This is a genomic window from Pseudomonas taetrolens (genome assembly GCF_900475285.1).
Lineage (GTDB): Bacteria > Pseudomonadota > Gammaproteobacteria > Pseudomonadales > Pseudomonadaceae > Aquipseudomonas > Aquipseudomonas taetrolens.
The window spans coordinates 904,591-920,651 of sequence record NZ_LS483370.1 but is presented as its reverse complement, the minus strand read 5'-3'; the positions used below and the strand labels follow the sequence as shown (position 1 = coordinate 920,651).

The following is a 16,061-nucleotide window of genomic DNA, read 5'->3' as shown; positions in this document are numbered from 1 at the left end:
GACAATTGCTCATGCTTGATCCTCTGGGGCCGGGGCAGGAGCCGTCGGCGCAGGATTGCGGGTGATGAACATTGCATCACCGTAACTAAAGAAGCGGTACCCATGCTCAACCGCAGCCTTATAGGCCGCCATGGTTTCGGGATAACCGGCGAACGCCGAAACCAGCATCAAGAGCGTGGATTCCGGCAAATGGAAGTTGGTCACCAAAGCATCGACCACATGGAACGGTCGGCCCGGGAAAATAAAGATATCGGTGTCACCGCTGAACGGCTTGAGCACACCATCGCGCGCCGCACTCTCCAGCGAACGGACGCTGGTGGTGCCCACGGCAATCACCCGGCCACCACGTGCACGACAGGCCGCCACCGCATCGACCACGTCCTGACCCACTTCGAGCCATTCGGTGTGCATGTGGTGATCTTCAAGACGCTCAACCCGCACCGGCTGGAACGTACCCGCCCCCACATGCAGCGTCACAAATGCAGTTTCAACGCCCTTGGCAGCGATCGCCTGCATCAGCGGCTCGTCGAAATGCAGCCCCGCCGTCGGTGCAGCCACCGCCCCCAGGCGCTGGGCGTACACCGTTTGATAACGCTCGCGGTCCGAACCTTCGTCCGGGCGATCAATGTACGGCGGCAATGGCATGTGCCCGACACGGTCCAGCAGGGGCAAAACCTCTTCGGCAAAGCCCAGCTCGAACAACGCATCATGACGTGCCAGCATCTCGGCTTCGCCACCGCCATCAATCAGGATCTTCGACCCTGGTTTTGGCGACTTGCTGGAGCGCACATGCGCCAGCACCCGATGACTGTCGAGCACCCGCTCAACCAGGATTTCCAGCTTGCCGCCCGAAGCCTTTTGGCCGAACAAACGCGCCGGGATCACCCGGGTATTGTTAAACACCATCAAATCGCCCGAGCGTAAATGTTCAAGCAAATCAGTGAATTGACGATGTGCCAGCGCCCCGCTCTGCCCATCGAGGGTCAGCAGGCGACTGTTGCGGCGCTCCGCCAAAGGATGGCGTGCGATGAGTGAATCCGGGAGTTCGAAAGTAAAGTCAGCAACGCGCATGATAGGTTTCGTCTAGCAGGGCCGGGGAGTTTAACGGACTTAGTAAAAATAGACCAATAAGTTGTTGACCGGCCTAAACCTCGTCTCTATACTTCGCCGCCATTGAGCCCTGATGGCGGAATTGGTAGACGCGGCGGATTCAAAATCCGTTTTCGAAAGAAGTGGGAGTTCGATTCTCCCTCGGGGCACCATCTAGCAGTACCTGCAAGCCTCTAACAGGACTCGCAGCACAGGAAAACCGGCCACCGCGCCGGTTTTTTTGTGCCTGAAATTCCTCTTCTGCCTGCTTCCTTCCCGGCCTGCTGCATCCCCGCATTCTCATGCGCATCATGAGAAAAATGCTTCCCCCGCCTCTCTGCCTACGTAGCCGCCTGCTGGCCAAATGGCTGGAATACCGACCTCTTTCCCTGCTCAGAAATCGCAAGGTCGAAGCCACGCCTGGTCAGCTCATAACGCTCGACCGATAACACCCTGGAGTCCATCGCTGCCGCGCACCCGGACGGCCTCCTCGTACTCGACGAAATCGGCATGTGCGATCCGCGCATCATTGGCGAAACCGTTTACATGTTCGGCAACGGCACCGGGAAAGCCCGGGCTAATGATCTTGGCCAACAAAGAGCTCAAAGCAGGCATGGAAGTATGCATGTTCGACGTACTTAACGGTTTCGAGAACGCTGCAGCCCGTGCCTGTCTCAACGCATGGCTGAATGAACGTGGCGGCGCCGGTAACTATGAAGGTGACGCCATCGTGGCTCGTCTGCGCCAAGTCATCGAGCGCTTTGGTGAAAGCCGCTTCACTCGCTGGGAATCTGCCGCAGCCAAGCTCTATGAGCACGGCCCGCGCACCATTGACCGGTTGGGCTTTCGCAAATCGCTGGAGCATGGTCTGGGCGACGAGCTGCATACCACCAACACCTACTACGTGCTGCCCGAGGCTTGGCGCTCCGAAGTATTCAAAGGCATGAACATCAACGCCGTGAACAAGGAGCTGCTGCGTCGTGGCGTGCTTGAACCTGGAAGCAATGGAAAGGCGTCTAGCCTCGTTCGCCTTCCGGGGTTAGGGCCACAACGCTGCTACATCGTAAATACGGTTCCAGGGACAGATGAGAGCGAGGCTAGGGCTGCCTGACGGTTGCCAATTGATCGGGGTAGTGCCGGCTCATTCCCGGCCTCGCCAGCCATTCAGCCAACTCCTAATCGAATTACATTGAGACAGAACAAATGAACGAACTTCAAGAAATGAAAATTCGCCACGAAAAACTGACCATCAAACTGGAAAATCTGCGGACTAAACTGGCCTCCTTTGAAGCAGCACTGGAATGCCCGGAAGTCATCGCGCAAGGCCGCGAACGCGAAGCACGCGAGCAATACAACGAGCAGAAAAGAGAGTTTGATTCACTAGACCTAGAAATTCTCACGCTCTCGCGGAAAATATATCGCCGTGAAAATCTGGTTAATCAAGAGAGCTTAATGGCTGGCTATATCGAGTCTATGACGACTTGGAAGTCAGATGAAGAAGAGCTCCAAGATAAACGTTGCAGAATCAGTACTCGCTTAGAGCAGATCCGCCAGCAAGCACATGATGATATGGCAAAAGCCCGGCAGGCCGAGACTGAGGCTGCAACAGCCTATGCGCAGGCAGTCGCTTGGGGGGATGTAGATGGTGAAAAAAATGCCAGTAGTGATGCAGAAAAGGCGGCGAAAAAGCTCTGCACCGCAACTGAGCATAACCGTCGCCAACTACTGATTATCACTGCGCTAGAGCAGGAACTCATCGCCATCGACAAACACATCATTGAGGCCCAGAAAGAGTACGAAGCCATCGAGAAAAAAGCTGCGCATCTAGCCTATACAGTACTTGAGGAAAAATGGAATGAGGCAGAAAAAGCACTACTCGATGTCGGAGGCAAGCTATGGGCAGCTCAGCGTCTTATTAACAGGGGCTCGCTTGCGCTGTGTAAGCTGAACATTCCGCAGCAGGGAGAAAACTTCTGGAGTTGGACATCAAGTGAGCTTGCAGAGCGCTCTTATAAACACAGCTTGCAAGATGTGCTCACTATGTAAAAAGCGAATCCCCCGAAACAGCCTTAAGACCAGGCTGTTTCGGTCACCCGAGAGGTCCAACCATGAACGCTGCCATACAAAGCCAAATTAGTTATTCAGATACCCTGAAAGCAAGAAAAGCCCACCTAAGCGGACTGATCAATCTCGTCAAGCCAAAGTCAGGGAAAACTACAAAAATAGAGACTATGACAATAGCAGCAATTAAAGCAGAGATTAGCATCATAGAGCAGCAGCTGAAGAAGCGGGGTTAATCCTAATCCGGAAGCCCTGCAGACTTCCGCATTAATCTGAGTTACAAGCTTTAGCCTTCAGCCCTAGCAGGATCACACTGAAAATCTTCATGCACCCATACGTACTTTCACATATTTGTATTTCAATAATTTAAGGACATTACAACTGATGTTCTCGGCAAACCTCGGTAAACCGAAAACTAAGCAACAGCCAACCAGGGTCTAACTCCGTAGATTATGGAGACACTTCCTGCATATTCGACAACCAAGCCAGGACAGTTAAAACCCTCAGTTTAATCAACCTCAAACCAGTGAGTAAAATAGTAAAACCCATAAACAGAGGGAAGCCTATTGACTTCCCTCTACTATCACCACAAAAAACTTCAACCCTAGAGAACTTCTATATCAGATGAGGCCACAAACTTTTGACATATGGAGATTCCCGCCCAGCATCCCACCAAGAAAACATACTCTCTATATATGGCTTAAGATACTTATCTTGCGCCTCAACCAAACGATTAGTATAGTCCGACTTACCTCTTAGCTTGCGCCAATGCAAACCTGCAAAATTTGACAAAACAAAATCAATAGCAAGAACAACATCCATCGGAGGATGCCCGATACGGGGAGAAGGCAAAATCAATATACCCCCATGATTTCCACCAAGTGGCAATAGATTTTTCCCTCCATACTGGAAGTGGTACAACGGATGTGCATCCTCTGGTTCCTCGTCCATACCATCATCAGAAACTATATGCTTATCAAAGTGCCAGGACGAGAGATAGACACCATCATTGCTAGTAACAACAATACTAAACTCAAGCAACTTTATAAGCTCTGAAAACTCATTAGAACACTTTCCTTGAATTTTAAAATTCATTACAACATTCAGATAATCCCCAACCGTATTTGGGATCACCTTCTGAGGTGTTTTGACTCTGAACCTGAGATCATCAATCTGATAACCCCAGGATTCACCACCGTAAGGCTTTGAAACAATACACATGCTGGCAGCCTGGAGTATTGGCCCAGTATCAAAACAGACTTCGCTAGCATTTTGATTAAGTACGCCTCCCAACTGCCTCAACTCACTAGCAACTTGTTTTCTAAAAGCGTCAGGCTTACACCGCTTCATGTTTCAGCCTTTCCATAAGCTGTTTAAAACGATCAATCTCCAAGGGATCGAGGCTCCACTCGGATTTTTTAAGCCTATTTATAACAGCGTGAGCAGAAACATATCGACTATCTTGCCAGGCATCTTGTCTAGGAGTATGAACTTTGAATCCATCTACTGGATCTAAAGGGGACTTCAATGCCACACATACAGTTGAAAATCTGTGACTATAACCTTCAGCAATAGGGGCTGCGGAAACAAGTGCCACACCAATTTTCTCATTCAGTATAGCCACACGTTCATCAGCAGTGTACTTCCTCAAGGACCCTTTGTTTGATACAAACTCAGTCCAAAATGCTTCTATGCGATGCTTCCACCAGCGAGGCCAGGCCTCATGAAACACTCCAGAGTACTGACACTTACTCACAGCTTCAAGAAATGCTATCCATTGCTCGCCAGACCGCTCAACATCAACACCAAGCTGCGCAGCTAACATAACCTCGTTAATTAAAACACCATCACAACGTAACAAAGTATTCAACACTTTGCCCGCCAACTCATAAACGGCATTACCCTTCAAGTAAGAAATTAGTCGAGGATCTAAATAATCTCTATCACCATCAAGCAAACCAATAACTTTATCAATAGAGGGATTGGCACTTTCTGAGAGTATACTTACGAGATTCTGATAGCCTACAGCTAGAGCGACTAGCTGGCATGAAACAGTTCGATCTAAGGGGTGATTCGCATCATCCTTTGCATATACTGCATCAAACAGATCATGGGAGGAACTATCTGGAGCATATGAGCGCACAATATTATCGTTCATCGACCATAATATTATTGGAAAACTGGACATGCTCCCCTCAGCCATGCGAGTGCGTAACTCTTGTGCAAGCGTTGGACCTCGGTAATATACCTTATTACCTTCAGCATCTGAATCTTGATCTAAGCGAAGGTCGACAAGAAGCCCAAAATATACGCCTTCATTTGCAAGTCCTTGGATACGCTCAAATTGGAGAGCGAAATCCTGTGGATGCATACGCTCAAACTTCAAGTCATCGCAAAAAAGACTCAACTGATCTAACAACGGAAGTATATACTCTTCCGGCTGATCGTCCATACACAAATATTTAACGCAAGTCATCAGGTATTTCCTCATCCGAGGCCCGTGGAAATTCTATGCGAACGCATGTTGAAAAACCTTCAGGCGGGACTGACAAATAGATGTCACCCCCTCCATCCTCAATAATATCCTTAATGATTTTAAGACCTAAGCCAGAGCCGGTTATATGTACTTCATCATCTGCAAGAGCATCCGCTGGAGTACTTGTCGTATAGAAAGCATCGAACACTTTTTCTTTATTAGCATCCGATATCCCATCACCATTATCAATAAACTCTAGATACAATCTTGATTCATCAACCTCACCTGCAACAATGAGAATACTACCAGCCACCTGAGCACGATTAATAGCTTTTAAAGAGTTTGTAAACAAATTGAAAAATATAGATGCCCATTCCGGCTTATGGCTTGACTGAACAAATAAGTCATAACCCTTAACTTCAATCTTCAAATTTACTCGCTGTCGCTGCAAAGAAGACGAAACCACCTGCTCGAAATCGCTTAGCAAGTCTCGAATCTCGTGGACACTCAAGCTTCTTTGAGAATTTTGGGTTACTGCCTTGTCGAAATAACGCATATAAGCTTGAAGAGACTCAATGTTGCCCTGTAAGGTTTTGAAACCCTCCGCAGCTGGGCTTGACATCTTGAGACTCAATATACCTGCAGACAGCGCTGAAAGAACATGCCTGGTTTCATGAGTAAACTCACCTATCGTTAGGCCCAAGCTCGCGAGCACTCGTAGCATTCCAATTTCTTCTAGAAGGACTTGAGTATCCTTCTCAAGCAACACAATCTCGTCAATAATATCGGAAGCATCCTCCTCAAGCTTAGCTTGTTCACTAGGCGCACGAACAAGATTAGGACTACTATAATTTTCCACCAACGTGGTGATCTTCGAAGCCAGCTGCTCCACTCTATCCTTAGGTGTTCGCTGAACGGCGTCATCACTTGAAAATATTTTCTTACCACGAGCATGTGCTATTTTAATAATTCCATGCATTAAAGACTTATATATAAAATCCTGCAATTGTGAAAAGGCCATATTCTCTATAAGACCTTCGCGACTAGCAGTCTCTTCAAAATTAGTGCCATCTAAGTCCGTTAACTGTACAAACCCAATAAAATTCGAGTTTGCATGAGGAGGTAAAAGCTGTCTTAATGCTGATGATCGTTGCAACCCAAGCCAGTCATCCTGGGCGTCACCATAAGGCAGCACTCGAAATCCGTTTCGATAAATTCTAACCCCCCCCATTTTTCTTCAGCACATTCCTCACTATATTTCGATAGCCTGCAGGCAAATCATCTTCAATAAAGTAATGTGCTTGAAAGCTCACGCCAGATAGTTGAGAGTAGTCACTAACATTTGCATCAAAAACGGTTTTGACCTTACTATCTGAATACAGCTGTTCAGACTCCGTATCAATACCAAACCGTTTTGATTTAAGTGAGAAGTAGGGGACCCCATGCTCATCTACGTAGCCAGACAGTATTGCATGAGCATTATCCAATATATTTTGTTGCTCACTGGCGATCAAAATCTCATCGCCACAAATCTCTTCGTAAAACTCTACTCTAAACCCAGGATTCCCGTCCTTTTTACTAGGTGCAAAGCGTAATGGCACCGGCTGAAGGAGGTCAGAGATATAACGATACGCTCTCTGGATTTGAGCGTTGCTCCAAGAGTCTTTAAGATTGCTAATATTTAACCTAGTACCTACTGGAGCGCTCGGATCGTTTCTAATTTGATTCGAAACCAAAATTAGATCGCCAATATCATCAAACTTACTCCAGTCGATATCAATGCATATACCAACGCTATCCTGCTCACGACGAGTCGAAAGCTGTAAGCGCATTCCTAAACGCTGAGCTGAAAATCTACCGATTCCTTTACGCCCCGCACGCTGTCGGACATATTTCGGAGAGCGGGGATTATCACTTTTCTCTCTCGTCGAGATACGCATGAACCCATTAACTAACTCTTCACGACTCATACCCAAGCCGTTATCAGTTATAATAAGTTCACCACCAGCCTTAGAAGTATTTTTGAAAACAGCCTTCACATAAGCCGCATCAGCATCGTAGGCATTCTTAATCAACTCTGCGACTGCTGTTTCTTGCTTAGATACAAGCTCATGACCTAATCTAGAAATATGGCTAGCATCAATCGAAAACCTGACATTTTCCGTATCAAATTTTGAGATTTGATTTGCCAAAGTTAAAATCTTATTGTAATCAACCTCAGTATCACTAAGCGCATCAGCGAGGTTTTTTTTAAGGTTCTCAATATCCATACTGTTTCGCCCTCGCTAGAAATGGTTTGACTCGACATTACCCTTTCGATGCTCGCGAGCAATTTTCAAAGACTGCTCAAGCTGTAAAATTTCATCATCAAAATTGATTTTTATCATCTTAGCTAGGGCCAAGTCAGCTATTTTTCGAGCCCCGGACTCATCGGGGGGGCTTTTGTCCAATGCATTTTGTACGTCTTTGAACGCTTTCGTAATTAGCTCGGGATCAATGTCATCAGGGTATAATAATTTAAGCTGAAGAGCGTCTTTAGGCTCTAGTTTCAAAGCACCTGACCCGCAAGGCCGACCAATAATTTCAGCATGCGTCTGAGTAAAGGTTGAAAGCATTGATAAAGCCACAAGCTTCAATTGAACCTTGCTTAACTTCTCCTTTAAAAAAACCCTATGCACCGAATTAGTACAATTTACCTTCGCACTATTCAGGACAATGCGCGGTCCGTTGTGAGTCAAAAAGGTAAAAAAACCATCAGGGGTTTTTTTATCATCAGGCTGATGCCAAATAACTCTTTTTTTATAAGTTGCCAGGCCATGCTTCGCTACAGGGTAACTACTTAAATATTTTAAAACTTGACCAGACAGTTCATGACTACTTGTATCAAGAAGAAGACACCTCACATCTGAGCTAATCAATGATTTGACTTGTGACTTTGTCAGGTTAACACCTGCTATGCCTTTTATCTTAGGCACAACAAACTTATAGAACCTCTCATCGATCCCAAACTGACGCCACTCACTGAGGGTTCGAATGAAGAACCTTGTATCACCTGTCACTATTCCAATACTGACAGCCGCGATACTCCCCAACTCAATACATGGGAGGCGCGCGCATAGGGAAAAGAAATTCTCTGAAGCAGATCGTGCTAAAAACGAACCGATACCAACATTGTCGAAATCATCAAATACCTGCTCATCAGCTCGCCAACTCTCAAATAGTTTTGGCAATCCTAGGAGTCGTGGAGAATGAGCTACTTTGACAACGCCTTTGCCAAAGCCATCGGACCTGTAACCCTCAGCAAGCAAAATAACAGTTCTTTCTTCAGCACCTTCAGCGACAAAAATCCTCTCAGCAAGAGAAACCACTAAACTCCGATCAAAGCGACTTTTTATCAGCTCGTGTATTTTCTTAGCGTAATCTGAGGATAAGAAGCTACCTGGCAAAACGAATGCTAACCTAGCCCCAGCTTTAAGAAAAGTTAAAGCATGAATAAAAAAATACACCCATAGACTAGACCGAGCCTCAATATCCATGCCACAACTTTTCTTCCACAACTCCAGAGTCTTACGCTGCTCGACGCTAATCTGAGAGCTCCCAATATAAGGGGGATTACCAATTACAACATCCGCTTTTCCTTGGCAGAAATCTACAGACTCCAACTGCAAGAAATCCTTCAACAAAAAATTGCTGTTTCTCGAATAAACCTTCAGTGTCTCTAACTTGGCAAAAGCATTCTTATCAATATCACACCCGTAAACACTTTCCAACGGGTCATCTAGCCCTAACTCTAGAAAACGATCCGCTATTTCTTCTAGGAAAGTACAGCCTCCAAAACTTGGTTCCAAAACAACATCATCTTTTTTTCGTATTGCCCACTGACACAATAACTTGCTTAAAAAGCTTGGCGTATAGAAAGCGCCGAGACTTCTTCTGCGCTCATCGCTCTTTAATATGTGCATCTCATCTAGCAGAAGAGACTCATCAACAAGCACAGAATACCACCCCAAAAAATAAAATGCGTATGATCATACCCCAAAAAATAAACAAGTAAATAGCAGCTAGGATTGATATCTACAGCATTAAAAACCTATGAAAGTCTTCTGCCTCAATTAGTGCCATTCTAGTACCGATAAAAACATATTAACCACTCCAAAAAAGTAAACTTTTTCGCAAAAAATATGTAGTGCTGCCTCCCTCATTCCGCCCCCCAGAGCAGCTCGCTTAGTATTGGAACGCCTAAAAAGCTATGTCTACCATTGCTGAAGACTCGTGAGCACCTTATAGATCGCGCCTTGTTAAAAGACTCTGTATTTGAGTGGTTACGATGAAAATCGTTACATAACCCTAGCTAGCTCTATTAACGCCACAAGGATTAAGTATTAGCTTTATCTCTTTTTAAGATGCTAAATTTCTGCGCCGTTGAAAATACCGGCTCTAGCTCTTCCAGCAACACTGTTAGTGTTAATATCAATCGCCCTATGGTTTGTCCAATCTCGACAGCTCCGGCTGATGAGTAATCCCGCTTAAGCTCTGTAATGTCTACGGTGCCAGTATCCACGGTGAATTGCTCTACCCCCATGAAGATACCAAGTTCACGACTAGAGTAGGCGCTTGAGTGGATCAACTCATTCCTAGGGCCTCGGTAGCTATTTACGGCATCAGCAACTGCGTCCAAGGCTCTATTCAACCCAGGATGACTTGTTTTGATAGCTCTCTGAACGAAGGAGTTTCCTCCAACGACTTCATATTTGTTAGAAGGCAAGAGCAGGGAAGCTCCAACAAGCCTATGTGCCCGATCCACCAATCCAATCACCCGAAGCACAAAATTTTCGTAGTGATAACGATAAACTTCAGGGCTCGGATTTTGCTCGAAACCAAGCTCGGCTACAAACTTGCACGCTAAACGCAAGGAGATCAGCGCGCTATCTAGCTCAGCAACACGCTCAAAAACTCCGCATGTGTACGTTTCGATGGTTGTCAAAGAAAAACTATCTTTACCCTCAGAAAACCGAGTTAGTCCTTTTTCACAATAGCTGTGCATGTGAGGGAGAAGGATTATTAAACTCGGATGGTCTATCAAGTTTTTGTCGAGCGATGTCTCTTGCAAAATACACCTTCCTAATCAGGCTCTATCTCTTGATAGATTTACTTATGTGGGATAGCCATAAATGCGGTCTTCCAGGCACAGTCATTATTTGTTGCCCTCCCCAAAAAATCAGCTTCTTTTATGCATGATCAAGTTTGAGCAGAAAAGGGCCTAGCTCCTTACGCTTTCCGCACTATACGAAACTGGCAACGCTAACGAAATCGTCAATACAAGCTCCAAAAAAAATTGGACCACCGTTATAGTAGCCTGCTATCACCGCCACCATTTAAGCTTTGGTAAACATCAAAGCCTGTGCAACCACAGCCTTGGTAGGCTATAGCAACCAATTCTAGGCCCCCCACATGTAACACCAGTGGCCCTTGTAACACTTACCTATGGGTACGATTCAGTGCGCCGCAACATAAATAAAATCCTTTGAAATCAATTGCTTAATTGAACTCGTAACACTCGTAACATAGCCTTTAAGAGAATATCCCCTCCCCCCCTAATCGATGGTTCCTCCAGCGATAGAAGCTAAAGCAATTCCCTGCGCGTTGAAAGTGGCGGGGCCCCTGGGACTTTGGGTCAGGTACGGGGCAGGAAACCCGCGTGATTGTGTTAGAGGAAAAGTGCACAGCTTAGTGAACAGGTGAACCGGGTGAACTGCAGGTTAACCAGTGCATTTGCACTATGACTCCGAAGACGCTGAGGACCCTGGGCATTTCGAGGAGACACGGGGCAGGAAACCCGCAGGAAATCGTTAGTGGCTGGGTTCCAAGGTTTGTTGACCACACTTGACCGGTTGACCCAGTTGACTCACCTAGGTGTTCACTATCAGCAACACATCCAGTGCCCTGCTGCGGGCCAAGACCCACCCCGCCTCTTTTCTTCAATACCTTTCAATTTCAACGATTAAAATTTCAATAAGCTGGGTGCCCTGCTGCTAAAAAAATCCCGCGGGTTTCCGACCCCGTACCGTCGTGTATGCTCCAGGAGCCCCAGCGTTTTTCACGTCATAATCCACTATGACCTCATTCGTTCCTTCGAAATATTGAGACTGAGCAAGCCATGAGCCAGTTAACCACTACAGCAAGATTTGACTGCCCTCTATGTAAGAAAGAAGCGCGTGTCACGGTTGACGTACCCGAGGTCGATTGGTGCGTTGAACCTCTGTCCGACTCGCTATCTGAGGATGACGGCGAAATGGAATGCGACAAATGCCGGGAGTTTTTCAACATAAAAATCCAGAACTCCCCTGCTGGCTGCTTTATAGAATTGCTTGATCATCCCGAGGTAAAGGTTGATGCAGAGGAGGCCCCATTCTCATCAGATGACCCGCAAGAGAATGAATGGCTTAACAACTCTATCCCACTAAGACCGTACGAAATCTACATCGATAACTACCATCATCTGGGTGAAGTGCTTGCAGAGTGCCCGCGCGGTGAACAGTATGTTTTTAGGCAATCGGCAGCAATAATTCAGAGAATGATTTTCGCTGAGACCATTAGCTCAATGGAGGCATACCTAGGTGACATACTCCAACTGACAGTGCTTGCCACTCCAAAAGCGATGCAAAGTCTCGCGGCTAAGGATAGGGAGCTCTCGGCCGAGAAGGTGGCGTTGAGTGTCATCTTGGATAACCCAAATGTGGTCAGCGACAAAATCCGGATCTACCTCAAGGGACTGCTGTATCACAACCTACCTAAAGTCGAAGCAATCTTTAAAATCGCGCTAAACATCAATATCTTTCCAGACGAGGATCTCAAGGTCCGGCTTCTTGGATTTGTAAAAATTAGGCATGACGTTGTTCATCGGAGCGGAAAAGGCAAGGACGGAGAGGAACACTCATTCCCCGCGGCATGGGTCATGGAGGTTATGGAGAACGTGAGAACTTTCATTGAAAATATTGAGAGGTCCATCGCCGACGCTCGTATTGAATGACTCTAGACATCCAGGAAAGCGGAGCAGCCGGAATGAATCTGTATCCCTGCGTGTATCCCTAGCTATATAATTGCTCTGCAAGGCACGAATAATATGGAACGCACGAGTCTCCCTCGCCCCCTACCATTCCCTGCAAGTCTCTAACAGGACTCGCAGCACAAGAAAACCGGCCACCGCGCCGGTTTTTTTGTGCCTGAAATTCGTCTTCTGCCTGCTCGACAGAACGGTTAAGCCCTGCGTGTGGAGCAGTACTCCACGATAAGCCGGGTGACTGCCGCCACGACCAGTTGATCGGCTTCAGGCGAGGCAAATAGCCGAAACTCTGCATCCGGCAACTCCGGCAATCCTTGTTCAGCCCCAAGAGCCACTAATCCTTGCCCTAACTGGCTGAGTGTCATGGGCGCGACCGCGAAGCCTGCAAGCGCCGCCGTTCGCAGCCCGGCGGTGCTGCTGCATAACATCGCTGTGCGCTGGGGGATCCCGGCCTGGGCCAGTCGGCTCAATACCACCTCGCGATAAGGGCATGGTTCGGGGAACAGGGCCAGTGGCAAGGGCGTCGGCAACGGGATGACGGGTTGCGCCGGCCAGGCCCATACCAGCGGTTCTTGCCACAGTACGATGCCCGCGTCGCTGGTTTCGCACAGTGAGCCGATGACCAACTCCAGATGGCCTTGCTTCATCAGCGCCAGCAACGTACCGGGTATGCCCATTTGCACGTCGATTGCCATTCCTGGGTACTGCGCGGCGAAGTCCTGAAACGCGCGCAGTAACCGGGGGTCGACAAAATCTTCGGACACCCCGATCCGTAGCCGCCCGTGAAACGGCTTACGCGTCAGTTCTGCCCAGGCATCACGGTTCAACGTAAGAATCGTGCGGGCATAAGCGAGCAAGCGCTCGCCATCAGGTGTCAGTTGCCGGGAACGGGTGGTGCGCGTCAATAACGGTTTACCCACCTGCTCTTCCAGTCGCCGCACATGGCCACTGACCGCAGACTGGGTGAGGTGCAGCTTCAGGGCTGCACGGCTGAAGCCTTGTTCATCGACCACAGCGACAAATGTTTTGAGTAGCAGCGTATCGAACATAGTTATATACGTGATCAATTTAGCATTATTTTACGATTTATATTTCAAATATAACTATGTTGCAATGCCTCTCTACCCACCGTTTGAGGCGTGCCATGACTACTCTTCTGCATATCGAATGCTCTCCCCGCAAGCAGCGTTCGGCGTCTCTTGAAGTCGCCCGCAGCTTCATTGCGCGTTATCAGGAACATACTCCGGACGCTGAGATCATCACCCTCGACCTCTGGAACATGGCGCTGCCTGAATTCGACGAGATGGCAATGGAAGCCAAATATGCAGGACTCAATGGCAGCGCCTTGCTGCCTGCGCAACAAGAGGCCTGGAATATCCTGAAAGCGCTGGCTGCGCACTTGCACCGCGCGGATGTGCTGGTGCTGTCCATACCGCTCTGGAATTTCAGCATCCCTTATAAGCTCAAACACTTCATCGACCTGGTGTCGCAAAAGGACATCCTGTTCAGCTTCGATCCAGAACGCGGCCTGGAAGGCATGCTGCACAATAAAATCGCCGTGGTGGCGTATGCCCGAGGCCTGGATTTTTCGCCGCAGTCGATCACGCCGGCGGAGCGTTTCGACTTCCAGAAGCCTTATGTCGAAGCCTGGCTGCAGTTCATCGGCGTGACCGATGTGCATTCGGTGATTGTGGAGAAAACCATCTTGGGTGAAGACGTTGATCGTGGCGCACGCGAGAGGGCAACTGAGCAGGCCGGGCGATTGGCCGATGATATTTGTCGCTGAGGGGCCGATGGAAAAGTAGCGCAGGCGCCCTTCATACGGCGCGCAGATCCAGCAGCTATGCTGAAGAGCCGGTCCTGGGGTCGCCGCTGAAAATACCTGCTTGTCAGCAGCAACCGGCCTCGCAGCAACTATTGTTTAATGGCCGATGCAGCATCGTTGAGGCATTTCCAATATGCAGAAACTCTGGAAGCAATATCAGGCTTTGCTGGCGAAGGATCTGAGTACGCAGATTTTCGACAATGTTAAGAACCTGGTGGTGTGTGCGCTTCTTTTTGCGGCGGGTACAGAGGCGCTGAGGGGAACGCATGATCTGTTCCTGGGGATTTTGGCTTCCAGTATGGCGGGATGGGGGCTCATCGGGATTTCCAGTGTGCTCTTGGTGCTCAATGTCAGTGACGGGATTCGCCGGCTCGCCGTTCTGCGCTATCACGTGTTTTTCCAGCTTTTGCTGATTGTGGCGTATGTGGTGATTGCTGTGCGCGTGGTTGAAATTGTCTGGAGTTTTCGGTCGAACTGAACAGCGTGGCAGAACATTCCAGCGGCGCTCAGTCACCTGCAGAATGAGCCCGCAAGCGACAGCTTGCAGCCCTGCCGCTACAATCGCGCCCTCCATGAAAATGACCGTCAAGCCCAAGGTCATTTTTCGTCTGTACCCCCCCTGATTATCGCCATTCGGCAAGACAGTAAAGGAACTCGCACCATGGAATTGCCACTGGAGGCAGTCGCTCTTTTTTCTCTCAAGCTGGTCTATGAGACGGAAGGCCAAAGTCCGCTTCTGCGCGACGACCCGGCCATGGATGCGTATCAGCGCGAGGTGTTTGCCTTGCTGGTTCGTAATGGCGATGTCGAGGCGCTGCAGTGCAAAGTGAATGAGTGCCTGGTATTGGCGCTGGACGCTGTCGGTGGCGCGGAGTCAGTCATGGGCCGTGAGCTGCAGAAGCTGGCCGACGACTTCAGGCAGGCCGCCACGATCGAGCAATTGCACGCTCCGCTGATCGCGCTGAAGGATTACCTTAAAGCCATCCAGTGATCATTGCCCCTGGAACGTTTCCAGGTAGGCCAGCAAATTGTCGATCTTCTCCTGATCGCTGATCCCCCAGAAAATCATGCGGGTGCCGCTGATGACTTTCTTCGGGGACTCGATGTACGCCGCCAGCTTCTCGCGGGTCCAGACCACGCCGGAGTTTTTCATTGCCTCGGAGTATTGATAGTCGGCGGTCGACCCGGCCGTCCGGCCAATCACGCCATTGAGCTGCGGACCAAACGATCCCCGGGCGTTCTCTCCCACGCTGTGACAGCCACCGCAGGTCTTGGTGAACAGCTTCGCGCCAGCCTCGGCACCGCCTGCCGCCGCTGCCATGCCGCTGTACAGGCCGGCATTGAGGATCATGGCGAAGGTCAGTAAGGCGAGGGGTTTCATGGGCAGCTCCACTTCAGGCATTGCACGCGACAAGGATGTTCTGGCTCAGCCGCCAATTATGCCTGCTTGCCGGGTCTTTCCCCAGTCGTGACAGGCATGATGTTCTGACCACGCCCCGCCTCTTCGCAGTCAGTGATTGCAGTCGCCATCATCTCGCCGCTACTAT

At 48.8% G+C, this 16,061-nt stretch carries 15 protein-coding genes, 1 tRNA gene and 1 pseudogene; 8 read left to right on the top strand and 9 right to left on the bottom strand.

Annotated features, from left to right (window positions below):
• Positions 1 to 9: 9 nt before the first annotated feature.
• On the bottom strand, positions 10 to 1,071 hold the full coding sequence (gene queA / locus DQN55_RS04485; RefSeq protein ID WP_048378107.1) for a tRNA preQ1(34) S-adenosylmethionine ribosyltransferase-isomerase QueA: 1,062 nt from the start codon (positions 1,069 to 1,071) through the stop codon (positions 10 to 12).
• A gap of 106 nt (positions 1,072 to 1,177) precedes the next feature.
• Between queA and DQN55_RS04480 the strand changes: the two genes are divergently transcribed.
• From DQN55_RS04480 to DQN55_RS04465, 4 genes and pseudogenes are all read left to right on the top strand, one after another.
• Positions 1,178 to 1,262, top strand: a tRNA-Leu gene (locus DQN55_RS04480).
• Between the two features lie 262 nt (positions 1,263 to 1,524).
• Positions 1,525 to 2,200, top strand: a pseudogene (locus DQN55_RS04475) (DUF927 domain-containing protein); the annotation flags it as partial.
• Positions 2,201 to 2,292: 92 nt separating this feature from the next.
• Positions 2,293 to 3,135, top strand: a complete 843-nt coding sequence (locus tag DQN55_RS04470) for a coiled-coil domain-containing protein (protein ID WP_048378108.1) — start codon at positions 2,293 to 2,295, stop codon at positions 3,133 to 3,135.
• Positions 3,136 to 3,197: 62 nt separating this feature from the next.
• Positions 3,198 to 3,386, top strand: coding sequence for a hypothetical protein (locus DQN55_RS04465; RefSeq protein WP_048378109.1), 189 nt, complete (start codon positions 3,198 to 3,200; stop codon positions 3,384 to 3,386).
• Positions 3,387 to 3,765: 379 nt separating this feature from the next.
• Here DQN55_RS04465 and DQN55_RS04460 read toward each other — a convergent pair whose 3' ends face one another.
• The 6 genes from DQN55_RS04460 to DQN55_RS04435 all read right to left on the bottom strand — a co-directional run bounded on the left by DQN55_RS04460 (position 3,766) and on the right by DQN55_RS04435 (position 10,736).
• Entirely contained in the window at positions 3,766 to 4,500 is a 735-nt protein-coding gene (locus tag DQN55_RS04460; RefSeq protein WP_053070883.1) for a hypothetical protein, read from the bottom strand.
• Entirely contained in the window at positions 4,487 to 5,626 is a 1,140-nt protein-coding gene (locus tag DQN55_RS04455; RefSeq protein ID WP_048378110.1) for a hypothetical protein, read from the bottom strand. The genes DQN55_RS04460 and DQN55_RS04455 overlap by 14 nt, the downstream gene beginning before the upstream one ends.
• Complete coding sequence (locus DQN55_RS04450; protein ID WP_157314778.1) at positions 5,613 to 6,821, bottom strand: sensor histidine kinase; 1,209 nt, start codon at positions 6,819 to 6,821, stop codon at positions 5,613 to 5,615. Before DQN55_RS04450 ends, DQN55_RS04455 begins: the two co-directional genes overlap by 14 nt.
• 22 nt (positions 6,822 to 6,843) lie before the next feature.
• Positions 6,844 to 7,896, bottom strand: a complete 1,053-nt coding sequence (locus tag DQN55_RS04445) for an ATP-binding protein (RefSeq protein WP_048378112.1) — start codon at positions 7,894 to 7,896, stop codon at positions 6,844 to 6,846.
• A 15-nt stretch (positions 7,897 to 7,911) separates the two neighbouring features.
• A complete protein-coding gene (locus DQN55_RS04440) occupies positions 7,912 to 9,621 on the bottom strand; it encodes an HsdM family class I SAM-dependent methyltransferase (RefSeq protein WP_048378113.1) in 1,710 nt (569 codons plus the stop codon).
• 380 nt (positions 9,622 to 10,001) lie between these two features.
• Complete coding sequence (locus DQN55_RS04435) at positions 10,002 to 10,736, bottom strand: Cthe_2314 family HEPN domain-containing protein (RefSeq protein ID WP_048378114.1); 735 nt, start codon at positions 10,734 to 10,736, stop codon at positions 10,002 to 10,004.
• A gap of 1,047 nt (positions 10,737 to 11,783) precedes the next feature.
• On the opposite strand from DQN55_RS04435, the gene DQN55_RS04430 reads away from it, so the two are divergent.
• Positions 11,784 to 12,656 (top strand): hypothetical protein, encoded by an 873-nt coding sequence (locus tag DQN55_RS04430; RefSeq protein WP_048378115.1) that lies wholly within the window; start codon positions 11,784 to 11,786, stop codon positions 12,654 to 12,656.
• Between the two features lie 227 nt (positions 12,657 to 12,883).
• On the opposite strand, the gene DQN55_RS04425 is transcribed toward DQN55_RS04430, so the two are convergent.
• Positions 12,884 to 13,738 (bottom strand): LysR family transcriptional regulator, encoded by an 855-nt coding sequence (locus DQN55_RS04425; RefSeq protein WP_048378116.1) that lies wholly within the window; start codon positions 13,736 to 13,738, stop codon positions 12,884 to 12,886.
• A 95-nt stretch (positions 13,739 to 13,833) separates the two neighbouring features.
• Here DQN55_RS04425 and DQN55_RS04420 point away from each other — a divergent pair, with 95 nt between their 5' ends.
• The 3 genes from DQN55_RS04420 (at position 13,834) to DQN55_RS04410 (ending at position 15,505) form a co-directional block, all read left to right on the top strand.
• Positions 13,834 to 14,475 (top strand): FMN-dependent NADH-azoreductase, encoded by a 642-nt coding sequence (locus DQN55_RS04420; protein ID WP_048378117.1) that lies wholly within the window; start codon positions 13,834 to 13,836, stop codon positions 14,473 to 14,475.
• A gap of 172 nt (positions 14,476 to 14,647) precedes the next feature.
• Entirely contained in the window at positions 14,648 to 14,992 is a 345-nt protein-coding gene (locus DQN55_RS04415; protein ID WP_048378118.1) for a hypothetical protein, read from the top strand.
• Between the two features lie 183 nt (positions 14,993 to 15,175).
• Positions 15,176 to 15,505, top strand: a complete 330-nt coding sequence (locus DQN55_RS04410) for a hypothetical protein (RefSeq protein ID WP_048378119.1) — start codon at positions 15,176 to 15,178, stop codon at positions 15,503 to 15,505.
• On the opposite strand, the gene DQN55_RS04405 is transcribed toward DQN55_RS04410, so the two are convergent.
• Entirely contained in the window at positions 15,506 to 15,895 is a 390-nt protein-coding gene (locus DQN55_RS04405; RefSeq protein ID WP_048378120.1) for a c-type cytochrome, read from the bottom strand.
• Positions 15,896 to 16,061: the final 166 nt, after the last annotated feature.